This window comes from Pseudomonas sp. 3B-A001-10F, assembly GCF_056313565.1.
This window is the reverse complement of record NZ_JBQYFW010000006.1, coordinates 213704-227961: the sequence shown is the minus strand read 5'-3', so window position 1 is coordinate 227961 and position 14258 is coordinate 213704. Positions and strand designations below refer to the sequence as shown.

General features: G+C 60.4%; 14 protein-coding genes. 9 read left to right on the top strand and 5 right to left on the bottom strand.

Features of this window, described 5'->3' with window-relative positions:
* Positions 1–461, top strand: a 461-nt coding sequence (locus AC0ZWN_RS09035) for an acetyl-CoA C-acetyltransferase (RefSeq protein WP_476334766.1), incomplete at its 5' end; no start/stop codon positions are given.
* Between the two features lie 218 nt (positions 462–679).
* Here AC0ZWN_RS09035 and cobF read toward each other — a convergent pair.
* Together cobF and AC0ZWN_RS09025 are read right to left on the bottom strand one after the other, a co-directional pair.
* Entirely contained in the window at positions 680–1435 is a 756-nt protein-coding gene (cobF, locus tag AC0ZWN_RS09030) for a precorrin-6A synthase (deacetylating) (RefSeq protein ID WP_476334765.1), read from the bottom strand.
* Entirely contained in the window at positions 1435–1989 is a 555-nt protein-coding gene (locus AC0ZWN_RS09025) for a histidine phosphatase family protein (protein ID WP_476334764.1), read from the bottom strand. The genes cobF and AC0ZWN_RS09025 overlap by 1 nt, the downstream gene beginning before the upstream one ends.
* Positions 1990–2322: 333 nt before the next feature.
* Between AC0ZWN_RS09025 and AC0ZWN_RS09020 the strand changes: the two genes are divergently transcribed.
* From AC0ZWN_RS09020 to AC0ZWN_RS08985, 8 genes are all read left to right on the top strand, one after another.
* The gene (locus tag AC0ZWN_RS09020) at positions 2323–3177 is read left to right on the top strand and encodes a MurR/RpiR family transcriptional regulator (protein ID WP_093439023.1); all 855 of its coding nucleotides are present in this window, start codon (positions 2323–2325) and stop codon (positions 3175–3177) included.
* Between the two features lie 2 nt (positions 3178–3179).
* Entirely contained in the window at positions 3180–3824 is a 645-nt protein-coding gene (locus tag AC0ZWN_RS09015) for a cysteine hydrolase family protein (protein WP_476334762.1), read from the top strand.
* The gene (locus tag AC0ZWN_RS09010) at positions 3821–5152 is read left to right on the top strand and encodes a type I glutamate--ammonia ligase (RefSeq protein ID WP_476334761.1); all 1332 of its coding nucleotides are present in this window, start codon (positions 3821–3823) and stop codon (positions 5150–5152) included. The genes AC0ZWN_RS09015 and AC0ZWN_RS09010 overlap by 4 nt, the downstream gene beginning before the upstream one ends.
* Positions 5136–5888, top strand: coding sequence for an N-formylglutamate amidohydrolase (locus AC0ZWN_RS09005; RefSeq protein WP_476334759.1), 753 nt, complete (start codon positions 5136–5138; stop codon positions 5886–5888). The genes AC0ZWN_RS09010 and AC0ZWN_RS09005 overlap by 17 nt, the downstream gene beginning before the upstream one ends.
* 81 nt (positions 5889–5969) lie before the next feature.
* Positions 5970–7319, top strand: coding sequence for an APC family permease (locus tag AC0ZWN_RS09000; protein ID WP_476334758.1), 1350 nt, complete (start codon positions 5970–5972; stop codon positions 7317–7319).
* A 118-nt stretch (positions 7320–7437) separates the two neighbouring features.
* Positions 7438–8454, top strand: a complete 1017-nt coding sequence (locus tag AC0ZWN_RS08995; protein WP_476334757.1) for an arginine N-succinyltransferase — start codon at positions 7438–7440, stop codon at positions 8452–8454.
* Between the two features lie 61 nt (positions 8455–8515).
* Positions 8516–9550 (top strand): arginine N-succinyltransferase, encoded by a 1035-nt coding sequence (gene astA / locus AC0ZWN_RS08990; RefSeq protein ID WP_093439043.1) that lies wholly within the window; start codon positions 8516–8518, stop codon positions 9548–9550.
* Between the two features lie 167 nt (positions 9551–9717).
* The gene (locus AC0ZWN_RS08985) at positions 9718–10587 is read left to right on the top strand and encodes an isocitrate lyase/PEP mutase family protein (protein WP_007919546.1); all 870 of its coding nucleotides are present in this window, start codon (positions 9718–9720) and stop codon (positions 10585–10587) included.
* 132 nt (positions 10588–10719) lie between these two features.
* On the opposite strand, the gene AC0ZWN_RS08980 is transcribed toward AC0ZWN_RS08985, so the two are convergent.
* The 3 genes from AC0ZWN_RS08980 to AC0ZWN_RS08970 form a co-directional block, all read right to left on the bottom strand.
* Positions 10720–11022, bottom strand: a complete 303-nt coding sequence (locus AC0ZWN_RS08980) for a hypothetical protein (RefSeq protein ID WP_038369113.1) — start codon at positions 11020–11022, stop codon at positions 10720–10722.
* Between the two features lie 562 nt (positions 11023–11584).
* Positions 11585–12823, bottom strand: coding sequence for a M20/M25/M40 family metallo-hydrolase (locus tag AC0ZWN_RS08975; protein WP_093439048.1), 1239 nt, complete (start codon positions 12821–12823; stop codon positions 11585–11587).
* 214 nt (positions 12824–13037) lie between these two features.
* Positions 13038–14111, bottom strand: a complete 1074-nt coding sequence (locus AC0ZWN_RS08970) for a diguanylate cyclase (protein WP_095047520.1) — start codon at positions 14109–14111, stop codon at positions 13038–13040.
* Positions 14112–14258 lie beyond the last annotated feature (147 nt).

Below are 14258 nucleotides of genomic sequence, written 5' to 3'. Positions count from 1 at the left end.
GCGTCACGGCCGGCAACGCTTCGTCGCTGAATGACGGCGCCGCTGCGGTCATCTTGATGAGCGCTGAGAAAGCCAAAGCCCTCGGTCTGCCGGTTCTGGCGAAAATCGCTGCCTACGCCAACGCAGGTGTTGATCCTGCAATCATGGGCATCGGCCCGGTTTCGGCGACTCGCCGCTGCCTCGACAAGGCTGGCTGGAACATCGGTCAACTCGACCTGATCGAGGCCAACGAAGCCTTCGCTGCGCAATCGCTGGCGGTGGCCAAGGACCTGCAATGGGATCTGGACAAGGTCAACGTCAACGGCGGCGCCATCGCGTTGGGCCATCCGATCGGTGCATCGGGTTGCCGCGTGCTGGTGACCCTGCTGCATGAAATGATCAAGCGTGATGCGAAAAAGGGTCTGGCGACCCTGTGCATCGGCGGCGGCCAAGGCGTGGCGCTGGCGCTGGAACGCGTATAACCAGAGTTCAACAGTGAATGGCGGATCCACGACATCCGCCGCTTGCTGGCAACAAAAAACCCGGTGCGACTTGCGTTGCACCGGGTGTTTTTTTGCCTGTTCGAAATGTGCGTTGAATGTTCCGGCGCCTTCGCGAGCAAGCTCGCTCCCACATTTGAAATGCGGCCCCCTGTGGGAGCGAGCCTGCTCGCGAAGAGGCCCGCCCGGCCAGCGAAAATCTAAGGCTTGCGCAACAAATACGTATCCATGATCCACCCATGCTCGGCCCGCGCCTTTTTGCGCACCCGCTCGATCTCATCCGCAACATCTGCCAGCCTGCCGCTGATCAAAATCTCGTCCGGTGTGCCCAAGTAGGCGCCCCAGTAAATCTCGGTATCCTGATCGGCCACCCGGTGATACGAATCTTCAGCATCGAGCATCACCACCAGACTGTCCGCATTACTCACCTGCCCTGCCGCCAAACGCCGCCCGGTGGTGATTTCGATAGAACGACCGATAGTGTTCAACGGCACCTTGTGCTGCGCCGCCAACGCCTGAACGCTAGTGATCCCGGGGATCACCTCAAACTCGAAGGCGCACGCGCCCGAGGCCAGAATCGCCTGGAGGATGCGCACGGTGCTGTCGTACAACGCCGGATCGCCCCACACCAGGAAACCGCCGCACTGACCGTCAGACAATTGGTCATTGATCAGGCGTTCGAAGGTCTGCTGCTTGGCGCGGTTCAACTCATCAACACTGGCGGCGTAGTCGACATCGCCGCGTTCGCGCTCCGGACTGTGGGCCTCGACGAAGCGATAGTCAGGGTTGTCGATGTAGCGCTCACAAATCTCGCGGCGCAGGTCGATCAGCTTGTCCTTGCTCTGGCCTTTATCCATCAGAAAGAACACGTCGACCCGATTCAACGCCTTCACCGCCTGCATCGTGATGTAGTCGGGATTGCCGGCACCGATGCCGATCACCAGCAGTTGTTTCATCACAAAGCTCCTTTAAGACACAGGCGCCAGCGCCCGGTGAAGCGCAGTTCGAGCAGCGACAACGGTTCGACATCGATGTCATGCAACGCCGAACCGCGCAGCACGTGGATCAGCGCGGCGCGGATGACAAACGGATGCGTCACCGCCACGACATGTCCCGACGTGCCTTGCAGGTTAGCTAGCCAAGTCGCCACGCGCTGGCACAACTGCGCCACTGACTCACCGTCATGCGGAGTGGCGTGGGGATCTTCCAGCCAGGCCTGCAGCGCGGCGTCTTCCGAGGCTTGCAGGGCTTTGATCGACTGGCCATGCCAGCGTCCCCAGTCACAATCGCGCAGCGCCTCATCTATCTGCGCGTCTGCGCCAAACCATGCTGCTGTCTGGCGCGTGCGCAACTCCGGCGCGCAAATCAAGCGTCGCGCGGCGTCGAAACGCTCGGCCAATTCGCCCGATGCCAGCTGGCTATTTTCAACAGGTTCATTCGTAGGAAAACACGCCAATTTCTGTGCGACGGTTCGCGCATGGCAAATCAATGTCAAACGAGTGGTCTGCACAGGGATCGCTCCGGTGGGCCTTCATGAAAATCAGCGGCGCAAAGCCGTTGTGTCGGCAATTGTGCCGTAAACCGAGGGTTGCAGGGTTGTTGGATCGCCCCGGCATGTGCGGACAAAAGCAAAAATACGGCAATCTCTGACACTAACGTGGGCGATGGACTACAAGCCCTGTCGAAGTCCGTGTGGCCCTTGTTACACAGGCGTCTCGCCCCATTTTGGGGCCTTTTCAACACCCGGAAAAATTCACTAGACATGTAACGCCAGTTACATAAATACTGTTTTAACGGATTATGAAGCGAATTCGACACCCCCCCCCATCCAGCAGGAGCCCGGATGCCCCCTCTCAGAGACCTGATCACCGATCCCGGCCTGGATCTTACGCCGTCGGAGCGCAAAGTCGTTCGCGCCTTGCTTGATCAGTACCCACGCAACGGTCTGGGGCCGATGGCGCGTCTGGCCGAACATGCCGGCGTCAGCGATCCGACCATCGTGCGGCTGGTGAAAAAACTCGGTTTCGGTGGTTACGCCGAATTCCAGGATGCCCTGCTCAGTGACATGGACCACCGCCTGCGCTCGCCGCGCACGCTGTTGCAACCGCGCGCCCATCAACACAGGGACGACGCCTGGAGCCACTATCTGGGCGACAGCCATCGCCTGCTGGTCGAAACCCAATCGCTGACCCAACCCGAAGACGTGCGCATTCTCACCGACTGGCTGCTCGACGCGCGGCATCAGGTGTATTGCTTCGGCGGGCGCTTCAGCAGCCTGATGGCCACCTACCTGCTCAATCACCTGCGCCTGCTGCGGCCTGGCTGCTTTGCCCTGGAAGATAACGCGCAACTGCCCGATCGCCTGTTCGATCTGCAACGCCAGGATGTGGTGTTGCTGTTCGACTATCGCCGCTACCAGACCCAGGCCTTGCGAGTCGCCAGCGCGGCAAAAAACAACAACGCGCGCGTGGTGTTGTTCACCGACATCTATGCCTCGCCGCTGCGTGAACTGGCCGATCTGATCATCAGCGCGCCGGTGGAATCGGCTTCGCCGTTCGACACCATGGTGCCAGCGCTGGCTCAGGTCGAAGCACTGATAGCCTGCCTGACCTTGCGCACCGAAAACCTCGCCGATCGCCTGGAAGGCATCGATGCCCTGCGCAATGACTTCAACACCCACCTGCTGGAGGATAAATAAGGATGTTCAGCCTTCCCCACCGCTCGCCGCGGGACTTGCCGTTTGTCACCGATCACACCGCACTGTTGCTGGTGGACATGCAGCGTGCCTGGCTCGAACCGCAGTTCGACGCGCACCTCAACGGGCCTGACGCCGAGTATTTCCTGACCCGTGCACACATGCAGGTGGTGCCCAACCAACGTCGTTTGCTCAGTGCCTTTCGCGAAGCGCGGCAGAATGTACTGCACACCATTATCGAAAGCCTTACGGCTGATGGCCGTGACCGCTCGCTCGACCACAAACTCTCGGACATGCACCTGCCCAAAGGCAGCGCGCAGGCGCGGATCATTGAAGACCTGAGCCCAGTGGAAAACGAAATCGTCCTGCCGAAGACCTCGTCCGGCGTCTTCAACTCGACCAACATCGATTACGTGCTGCGCAACCTCGAAACCCGTCACTTGATCATCGCCGGCATCGTCACCGACCAGTGCGTGGACATGGCCGTGCGCGACGCCGCCGATCGCGGCTATCTGGTCACCCTGGTCGAAGACGCCTGCGCCACCTACAGCGCCGAACGCCATCACGCCTGCCTGAATGCGATCAAGGGTTACTGCTGGATTACCGACACCGACACCGTGCTCGCCCGCTTGCAGGAGATGCGGCCATGAGCACGCGCCTGACGCCGCTGCCGATGACCACGCTGGTCACCACCGACCTGATCGGCATCACCCGGGGCCGCTCTTTTCCCACTGATGAGCTTGAGCACTATCAAGCCGCCGGTTGCGGCTGGGTGCCGGCCAACAGCGCATTGACGCCGCAGGACATCATTGCTTCAACCAATCCGTGGGGCGCTTATGGCGACCTGCGGTTGATTCCCGATCTGAGCAGCCGCGTCACTGTCGGCAACGGCCCGGACGCCGACGCACCGGCGCTGGATTTCATCCACGGCGATATTCGCGAAACCGATGGCCGCCCATGGGGCGCCTGTCCGCGCACGCTGCTGCGTGATGAAATCGAGCGATATCGCGATGCGCTGTGCTTGCAGGTCAACGCCGCGTTCGAACACGAATTCAACCTGCACGCCGGTTTCGCCGAGCATCTGGCATTTTCCCTCGAAGCCCAGCGTCAGGGCGCCGAGTTCGGCGGCTGGCTGCTCAGCGCCCTGCGCGCCGGCGGTGTCGAGCCGGAGATGTTTCTGCCGGAATACGGCAAGCATCAATACGAAATCACCTGTCGCCCGACGCTCGGCGTAGCGGCGGCCGATCGCGCCGTCAATGTGCGCGAGATTACCCGCGAGATCGCCCGGCAAATGGGCCTCGACCTGAGCTTCGCGCCGAAAACTGCGGCGGATGCGGTGTGCAACGGCGTGCATCTACACGTCAGCCTGCTCGATCTGGCCGGCCAGCCAATGCTCTATGACCCCGGTACCAGCAACGGTCTGTCGAGTCTTGGCCAGCATTGGGCGGCGGGAATCCTGCATTACTTGCCGGCCCTCTGTGCGTTCACTGCGCCGACGCCGGTGTCGTACGAGCGCTTGCAGCCACATCACTGGAGCGCCTCTTACGCCTGCCTGGGCCAGCAGAACCGCGAGGCGGCGCTGCGCATCTGCCCGACCGTAACCCTCGGCGGCAAGTCCGTGGCCAACCAGTTCAACCTCGAATTCCGCGCCATGGACGCCACTGCCTCACCACATCTGGCGATGGCCGCGCTGTTGATCGCCGGACGGCTGGGCATCGAACAACGCCTGGCACTGAACGCGATCACCGATGAAATTCCCGATTCACTCAACGACGAGCAACGCCAGGCGCGGGGCATCGTTGCCCTGCCCGCTTCGCTAGCGCAGGCGCTGGATTGCCTGCGCAACAGTGGCACCTTCACCGAATGGCTGCCCAAGCCGCTGCTCGACACTTACTACGCCCTGAAAACCGAGGAACTGGCGCTGACGGAACAGCTCTCGCCCGCTGACTTGTGTGAGCACTATGCACGCCTGTACTGAATCCGCCGAGCTGGGGTTGTACACCCGACCGGCCTACAACCTGAGCCGCGCCGACTCGACGCATCCGTTGATTCTGGTGTGCGAACACGCTAGCCGCTACATCCCCGACGCCCTGAACAACCTGGGCTTGGACGAGGCCGCCGCCGCTGAACACATCGCCTGGGACATTGGTGCGCTGCAACTCGCCGAACAGTTATCGGAAAGGCTCGGCGCCACCCTGTTGAGTGCCAATTATTCACGCCTGCTGATCGATCTGAACCGTCCACGCCACGCCCCGGACAGTATTCCGACGCAGAGCGAAATCTATCAGGTGCCGGGTAACCGCGAGCTGGACGAAGCCACCCGCGAATACCGCCGCCAGACCTTGTTCAAACCGTTTCACACGCGCTTGCAAACGTTGATCGACGAACGTGTTGCTCAGGGCCAAGCGGTGCGTGTGGTGGGGATTCACAGTTTCACCCCGGTGTTTTACGGCCAACCGCGACCGCTGGAGGCCGGCGTGCTGTTCGGTCAGGCCAAGGCCTACGCGCAACGCCTGCTCGACGGCCTCGGCGAACTCCCGCTGAAAGTGGCCGGTAATCAGCCGTACAAGATCGATCCGCTGGGCGACATGACCGTGCCGGTGCACGGCGATGCCCGTGGCCTCGACTCGGTGCTGATCGAGGTGCGCAACGATTTGCTGCGCAGCCCCGAAGCCGTATCGCGCTGGGCCGGATACCTCGCGCCTTTGCTGTAATGAATGAAAGACTGCTGACGCTGTAAACGATGGATCGATAACAACTAAAACGACCGACTGGCTGACAAGGAGTTGCGCTTCATGGAAATTGAAGAATTCGGCTACAAGCAAGAGTTGAAACGTAGCCTGACGCTGACCGACCTGGTGGTATACGGGATGATCTTCATGATCCCCATCGCCCCGTTCGGTGTGTATGGCTACGTCAACGCCGAGGCACCGGGGATGGTGCCGCTGGCGTACATCATCGGCATGGTGGCGATGCTGTTCACCGCGCTGAGTTACGGCAGCATGGCCAAGGCTTTTCCGATTGCCGGTTCGGTCTATTCCTACGCGCAGCGTGGCCTCAATCAACACGTCGGCTTCATCGCCGGCTGGCTGATGCTGCTCGATTACCTGCTGATCCCGCCGCTGCTCTATGTCTACGCGGCGATGGCCCTCAACCATTTGTACCCGGACATTCCGAAAGTCGGCTTTATTCTCGCGTTTCTGGTCAGCGCGACCTTCGTCAACCTGCGCGGCATCACCTTCACCGCACGGATGAACATCATCTTCCTGCTCGCGCAACTGGTGGTGCTGGGGATCTTCCTGTTCTACGCCTGGAATGCCCTGCACAACGGTGGCGGTAACGGCGAGCTGACCCTGGCGCCGCTGTATCACGCGGAAACCTTTAACTTCGCCCTGCTGATGCAAGCGGTGTCGATTGCGGTGCTGTCGTTCCTTGGCTTCGATGCGATCTCGACACTCGCTGAAGAAATCAAGGGCGATCCGGGCAAGAGCGTCGGCAAAGCGGCGCTGATCACGCTGGTAGTCATGGGGGTGATTTTCGTTGCACAAACCTGGATCGCCACCGACCTGGCGGCAGGCATGGGCTTCAAATCCGCTGACACTGCGTTCTATGAAATCGCCGAAATCGCTGCCGGCAGCTGGCTGGCGACCCTGACCGCTGTAGCGACGGCGCTGGCCTGGGGCGTGGCTGTAGCGATCACCTCGCAAGCCGCTGTCTCGCGCCTGCTGTTCGGCATGGCCCGCGACGGCAAGCTGCCGAAAGTGCTGGCCAAGGTGCATCCGAAACACAACACGCCGTACCTGAGCATTTATCTGGTGGCGGTGCTGTCGCTGGTGATCTGCTACCTGTTCATCAACTCGGTCGACACCCTGACCTCGCTGGTCAACTTCGGCGCGCTCAGCGGCTTCATGCTGCTGCACCTGACAGTGATCAACTACTACTGGCGTCGGCAGAAGTCCGGCCAAGTGGTGCGTCACCTGATCTGCCCGGTCATCGGCTTCATCATCGTCGCGGCCATCATGTACAACATGGGCGTCGATGCGCAGAAGCTCGGCCTGACCTGGATTGCCCTGGGCCTGGTGTATCTGTTCTTCCTGAATAAACTCGGCGCCAGTACCGCGCTGCCTGACCCGAGCAACGGCTGACAAGAAAAAGAGCGGCGTCTGACAACAAATCAGGCGACCGCCGATTTATCGCGTGGACACCGACAGTGATAGTCAGGTTTGGCGACATCGCCGAACCTTTTGATACAGGAGTACATCCATGCTGGTCTTACGCCCAGTCGAACAGACTGACCTGCCCCAGCTACAACAATTGGCCCGCGACAGTCTGGTGGGCGTAACTTCCCTGCCGGACGACAGCGAACGCCTGCGCGAGAAAATCGCCGGCTCCTGCGCCTCGTTTGACAGCGAAGCGGCATCCCAAGGCCCGGAGAACTACTTCTTCGTGCTGGAAGACCTGGACCGCCAACGGCTGGTCGGCTGCTCGGAGATTCTCGCGACGGCGGGCTTCGACGAGCCGTTCTACAGCCTGCGCAACCGCCATTTCACCAGTGCATCCCGCGAACTGAACATTGAACACGGCGTGCCGGCGCTGTCGCTGTGCCATGACCTCAGCGGCCACACATTGCTGCGTGGGTTTCACATCAATGCCGAACTGGTGCGTACGCCGTTCTCCGAATTGTTGTCCCGTGCGCGCCTGTTGTTCATCGCCGCTCACACGCGGCGCTTTGCCGAGGCGGTGATTACTGAACTGGTCGGCTACAGCGACGAGCAAGGTCATTCGCCGTTCTGGGATGCGCTGGGCAAACACTTCTTCGACCTGCCCTACGCGGAAGCTGAACGCCTGTGCGGGCTGCAGAGCCGCACGTTTCTCGCCGAACTGATGCCGCAATACCCGATCTACGTGCCGATGCTGCCGCAAGCGGCGCAGGACTGTATCGGTCGTATTCACCCGGACGGTCAGGAAGCGTTCGACATCCTTGAGCGTGAGGGTTTCGAAACCAACAGCTACATCGACCTGTTCGACGCCGGCCCGACCCTGTATGCGCGTACCGCCAATATCCGTTCGATTGCCCGCAGTCAGACCGCAACGGTGCAGCAACGACCACAGATCGATGCCCGTGGCCGTTTCTTGCTGAGCAATGACGCACTGTCGGGCTTCCGGGCGATGATTGCCGAACTTGATTACCAACCCGATCAACCGTTGTCCCTCACCCCTGCAATGTGTGCGGCGCTGAACGTGACCGATGGCAGCCCGATCCGGCTGATTGCCCTGTGAAACCCGCCCGGTTGCGCAGTCAACGACAGTGCCCGAACAGGCGCGCAGAAGGAGTTACAGCATGATTGTCCGTCCGGTCAAAGTCAGCGACCTGCCTGCCTTGCTCGCGCTGGTACAACAGGCCGGCCCGGGGTTCACCACCCTGCCGGCCAACGAAGATCGCCTGTCCCACCGGGTCCGTTGGGCGCAACGGGCGTTCGCCGAACAAGTGGAACGCGCCGACGCTGATTATCTGTTTGTGCTCGAAGACGATGACATGCGTGTAGTTGGCGTCAGCGCACTGGCCGGGGCGGTCGGCCTGCGTGAGCCGTGGTACAACTATCGGGTCGGGTTGACCGTCAGTTCGGCGCCGGATCTGGGCATTCAACGGCAGATCCCGACGCTGTTTCTCAACAACGAACTCACCGGCCAATCTGAGCTGTGCTCGCTGTTTCTCGGCCATGACCAGCGCCACGGCAGCAATGGCCGCTTGTTGTCATTGGGGCGATTGCTGTTCGTTGCCGAGTTCCCGCACTTGTTCGGCGAGAAGATGATTGCCGAACTGCGCGGCAGTGCCGATGAACACGGTTGTTCGCCGTTCTGGGACAGCCTGGGTCGGCATTTCTTTCAAATGGACTTCAGCCATGCCGACCACTTGTCCGGGCTGGGCAACAAATCGTTCATCGCCGAACTGATGCCGCGCCAGCCGCTGTACACCTGCCTGCTCACCGAACAGGCCCAGGCGGCGATCGGCCAGGCGCACCCGAATACCGAACCGGCGCTGAAGATCCTCCAGGCCGAAGGGTTTACCCACAAAGGCTACATCGACATCTTCGACGGCGGCCCGGTGATCGAAGCGCCCGTGCGCAATATCCGCACCGTGCGCGAGAGCGTCGAGCTGGCCCTGAGCCTCGGCAGCCCCGACGAACAGGCGCCGCTGTGGCTGATTCACAACCGGCGTCTGGAGAACTGCCGCATCACCGTCGCCCGCGCCCGCCGGGTCGGCAGCAGCCTGGTGATCGATCGCCTCACCGCCAAGCGCCTGCAACTGCAACCGGGCAATTCGGTACGCGCGGTGATGCTGCCCAATCAACAGCAACAGGCGGTGGCGGCCTGACAGTCACCACCGCAAAAAGGTAAATCCTTTCAGCAAAAGAGTCCGCGACAACCTGTCCCTTGCAAATTCGTCATGATCCTTGACCCATTCGCGTGATAGCCTTTTCATTCTTCGGCGTTGACACCTTTGTTCAAGCCTTTCCATTCCTTTGTATTGGTGGAACTCGTATGACCCGGCTTTCCCATCAAGATTTGCGCCGTAACTTCCGTCAACTGCTGGCCTCCGACACCTGCTACCACACCGCGTCGGTGTTCGATCCGATGTCCGCGCGCATCGCTGCTGACCTGGGTTTTGAAGTGGGCATCCTCGGTGGTTCCGTGGCCTCGTTGCAGGTGCTCGGAGCCCCGGACTTTGCCCTGATCACCCTCAGCGAGTTCGCCGAACAGGCCACCCGCATCGGCCGCGTCGCCCAATTGCCAGTGATCGCCGACGCCGACCACGGCTACGGCAACGCCCTCAACGTGATGCGCACCATCGTCGAACTGGAACGCGCCGGCGTCGCTGCCCTGACCATCGAAGACACCTTGCTGCCGGCCCAATTCGGCCGGAAATCCACCGATTTGATCACCGTTGCCGAAGGCGTCGGCAAGATCCGCGCGGCGCTGGAAGCCCGGGTTGATACGGAAATGGCGATCATCGCCCGTACCAATGCCGGCATTTTGCCGAACCAGGAAATCATCAGCCGCACTCGCCAGTACCAGGCGGCCGGGGCTGACGGCATCTGCATGGTCGGGATTCAGGATTTCGATCAGCTTGAGCAAATCGCCGAACACCTGACCGTACCGCTGATGCTGGTGACCTACGGCAACCCGGCGCTGCGCGACGACAAACGTCTGGCCGAACTCGGTGTACGCGTGACCATTGATGGCCATGGTGCTTACTTTGCGGCGATCAAAGCGACGTATGACAGCTTGCGTGAACAGCGGCAGATCTTTACCCAGGCCTCCGACCTGAGCGCGACCGAGTTGACGCACACCTATACCCAGCCGGAGGAATACATTCTTTGGGCCAAGGAATACATGAGCGTCAAGGAGTGATGGGTTGACCGGGCTGACGCCATCGCTGGCAAGCCAGGCTCCCACAGGTTATGCGGTTCGACATCAATTGATGGTTCAGCACCAAACCCTGTGGGAGCTGGCTTGCCAGCGATGAGGCCTGCCGCTACACCGCTAAACCGGCGTCTTGTAAGCCTCTTCCCGCTGCACCGCCCGCGCCTGAATCACATTCAGAATCGCACAGCCCTCGCGCATCAACAGATGCACCGCGCTGGTCACCCGCGTCAGATCACAATCGGAAATGCCTTTGAGGTTGAGGCTGGCAAAGGTGTCGGCCAGATCGCGCACAACCACAAATCGGTGCATCGCACAGGCGGCCATGTCGCTGAGTTCTGAGTGGGTATTGAGGAAGAGCACCGGGGATTCGGCGTCGTAGGTGTCGATGGGGAGGAAGCGGGGCATTACTTGATCACACATTGGTATAACTCCTGTATTGAGAGAGCTACCACCAGTCGCGGCCAAACGAGGAAGGTGGCAGCCGTACGCGGGTTGGCCGACCGGATACAGGAACCGGCACACCCGAAGGTGTCCCACGCACAGCCGCCATAACACAACATCACAGACAAGCATCGACTGAATATGTTGGGCAGACTGTACGTCTCTGTATCGACCGGCCAAGGTCGTTCGCGGTGTTTTTCCGCGAGCCCGAACTATAGGGGTCGATACCGAAATGCGGCAACAGGGTACGTTGTAGGAAACGTCTTGGAAAGTTGTACGCCGTCCGCGACTTCCACTTTTCCCACAAAAGCCCCTCACCCTAGCCCTCTCCCGGAGGGAGAGGGAACCGATTGGGGGATGCTCGGGATCTACGCCGACTTGTGATACCGCGCTGAATCCGATTTTGAATTCAAAATCGATCTTTCAGGTCGCTGTATTGACCAAAAACAACACGGTCAGTCCCCTCTCCCTCTGGGAGAGGGTTAGGGTGAGGGCAAATGCACCTGACACCCCACCCGCATCAGTCACACCACAAAACCACTCACCGCGGCTTGGCCAACTCCATAATCATCCGCGACAACAGATAAATCCGCGGCGCCACACTCGCCACTTCGGCGTACTCCTCCGGCGTGTGAATATTGCCGCCAACAATCCCGAAGCCATCCAGCGTCGGCGTGCCAACCCCGGCCGACAAGCTCGCATCCGCCGCACCGCCACTGCCCTCTTCGGTCAACTTGCGGCCAATCTCGCCGTAAATCCCCTGGGCCATGGCCATCAGACGATCCGACTCAGGCGTCTGCGGCATCGGTGGCAGCCCGCGTTGCAACGAAGTCTTCACTTCCGTCTCAGCAATCAGCTTGTCCTGCGAGACCCGCGCCAGATCCTTCTCGATCCGGTCAAACTCCTCTGGCACCGCCGCGCGCACGTCAGCCTTGGCCGTGGCTTGATCGGGAATCACGTTGGTGCGGTCACCGGCCTTGAGCACAGTGAAGTTGATGGTGGTTTTCTTAGCCTCATCACCCAGTTTGCCCAACTGAAGAATCTGGTGCGCCGCTTCCATCGCGGCATTGCGCCCCAGTTCCGGAGCGACGCCAGCGTGCGCGGCTTTGCCCTTGACCTCGACCAGCGCCGTCGCGCTGCCCTTGCGCCACACCACCAAGCCATCAGCCGGGCGCCCCGGCTCAAGGTTGAGAGTCACGTCGTGCTGTTTAGCGGTTTTCTTGATCAGATCGGTGGCGACGTCCGAACCGGTTTCTTCACTGGCGTCGAGCAGAAAGGTGATTTGCGCGTAGTCCTTGAAGTCGAGGTTTTTCAAGACTTTCAGCGCATAGATCCCAGCGACGATGCCGCCCTTGTCATCCATCACCCCTGGCCCGTAAGCGCGGCCGTCCTTGATGTGGAACGGCCGCTCGGCCGCCGAACCTTCCTTGAACACCGTGTCCATGTGCGCCATCAGGAGGATTTTCGCCTTGCCGGTGCCTTTCAGCGTCGCCAGTACATGGTTGGATTTTTCCGGCGTGTTCGGCACCAGTTCGATGGTCGCGCCGAGTTTTTTCAACTCATCGATGGCGATGTCGCTGACTTGCTTGAGGCCTGGCTCGTAACCGGAACCGGAGTCGATATTGACCAGCCGTTCCAGCAATTTCAGCGCTTCTGGCTGGTATTGCTCGGCATCAGCGAGCACTTGTTTGTGCGGTTCGGCAAAGGCGTGGGCAGCCGAGAAGGCGAGAGACAGGCCGAGGCTAGCGGCCAGCAGGGAGCGAGAAAATGAGCACGTCATGAAGCGATCCTTGTTTCGCGTCGGGGGGATTTAACCGTACCCGACATCGGCGCGAGGCTCTACACCGAATGCGACACTGATCTAACCGACAACACACAACCCCCTGTGGGAGCGAGCTTGCTCGCGAAAGCGGTGGATCAGTCAACATTGATACAGCCTGGCAGGACGCCTTCGCGAGCAAGCTCGCTCCCACAGGGGATCTACGGTGTAGCGGTCAAACCGAATCCAGTAACGTCTGCCGGGACTTGTCATCGCAATTGCAGATCACCCGGTTACGCCCGCTGGCCTTGGCTTCGTACAACGCCTGATCGGCATCATTGAGCCAGCGTGTTGCGTCGGCATGCGCCGGATCGTACGCCGCCAGGCCGATACTCAAACTGACCTTCAATGCCGGATTCTGCTCATAACCCAGAATCGCGAAGCGCTCACGCAACGCTTCCATCGCCTGCGCGGCGTTGAACAGCGGCAGATCCGGCAAAATCACGCAGAACTCATCACCGCCATAGCGCCCGGCAACGTCTGTCGCCCGCAGGTTTTGTTTAAGTAACTTGCTCAACTGGCGCAACACGATGTCGCCGGCAACATGGCCGTAGGTGTCGTTGATTGCCTTGAAGTGATCGATGTCGATCAACGCAATCGCCGCGCCCTGCTTCTGCCGCTTGCAGCGCTGAAAAGCGATCTCCAGTTGATCCTTCCAGGCGCCATGGTTGAGCAACCCGGTCAGACTGTCGGTGCGGCTCAGGGCAAGCAATTCGCGTTTATGCAAGCCAAGCGTGTAGGCCTGACGAAAGCAGATCCAGCCCAGCGCCAAGGGGTACAGCAGCAGTAACGGGAAACAGGCGTACATTTGTGCAGGCGTAGTTTGCGGAATGAATGCCGGAGCAAACACCACCAGCCCGACGCCGACCCCGAGCAACTGCGCCGCAGAGCCTGCCAATAGAAAACGTGAACCACCGATTGCGACGTTGTTCATTGCCATCATCGAAATGGTCGTGGCAGTGGGCAGCGGATTGAAATGCATGGCGGCAAGCCAAAAGCCGCCGAAAAAGGCGTCGATCAACAGATTGCGGTGTTCAGCGTGGTAAGGAACCCGGGCGCGGCGCGCCCATTGAAACGCCAGATGCGGCCAGACCAAGCCATTGAAGAACATCAACGCCCAGACCCAGAGCGGCGGATCGAGCGAATACATCGCCACGCTCACGCACACAAGCCCCAGAATCAACCCGAGGATGCGCGACGTATAAAGCCTCCTGGCCAATGAAAGTCCCTTTCCTCCGGTATTTCCCATAAGGACCTCGATCACGCACACCGCAGGACGGATGTGCTGGAAGTCTAACAGGGCGACGTTAAATAGCCATCACCGGCCAGCGGGCTGAATAGCGCGACATCAGGACCGCACACAGGGCAAATATTTGGCTATACATGAAAGGAGCAA

Excerpts from the sequence above, each read along its gene's own strand:
- cobF (WP_476334765.1), bottom strand. The coding sequence starts at position 1,435 with ATGAAACAACTGCTGGTGATCGGCATCGGTGCCGGCAATCCCGACTAC.
- AC0ZWN_RS09020 (WP_093439023.1), top strand. The coding sequence starts at position 2,323 with ATGCCCCCTCTCAGAGACCTGATCACCGATCCCGGCCTGGATCTTACG.
- AC0ZWN_RS09015 (WP_476334762.1), top strand. The coding sequence starts at position 3,180 with ATGTTCAGCCTTCCCCACCGCTCGCCGCGGGACTTGCCGTTTGTCACC.
- AC0ZWN_RS09010 (WP_476334761.1), top strand. The coding sequence starts at position 3,821 with ATGAGCACGCGCCTGACGCCGCTGCCGATGACCACGCTGGTCACCACC.
- AC0ZWN_RS09005 (WP_476334759.1), top strand. The coding sequence starts at position 5,136 with ATGCACGCCTGTACTGAATCCGCCGAGCTGGGGTTGTACACCCGACCG.
- AC0ZWN_RS09000 (WP_476334758.1), top strand. The coding sequence starts at position 5,970 with ATGGAAATTGAAGAATTCGGCTACAAGCAAGAGTTGAAACGTAGCCTG.
- AC0ZWN_RS08995 (WP_476334757.1), top strand. The coding sequence starts at position 7,438 with ATGCTGGTCTTACGCCCAGTCGAACAGACTGACCTGCCCCAGCTACAA.
- astA (WP_093439043.1), top strand. The coding sequence starts at position 8,516 with ATGATTGTCCGTCCGGTCAAAGTCAGCGACCTGCCTGCCTTGCTCGCG.
- AC0ZWN_RS08985 (WP_007919546.1), top strand. The coding sequence starts at position 9,718 with ATGACCCGGCTTTCCCATCAAGATTTGCGCCGTAACTTCCGTCAACTG.
- AC0ZWN_RS08980 (WP_038369113.1), bottom strand. The coding sequence starts at position 11,022 with ATGTGTGATCAAGTAATGCCCCGCTTCCTCCCCATCGACACCTACGAC.
- AC0ZWN_RS08975 (WP_093439048.1), bottom strand. The coding sequence starts at position 12,823 with ATGACGTGCTCATTTTCTCGCTCCCTGCTGGCCGCTAGCCTCGGCCTG.
- AC0ZWN_RS08970 (WP_095047520.1), bottom strand. The coding sequence starts at position 14,111 with ATGGGAAATACCGGAGGAAAGGGACTTTCATTGGCCAGGAGGCTTTAT.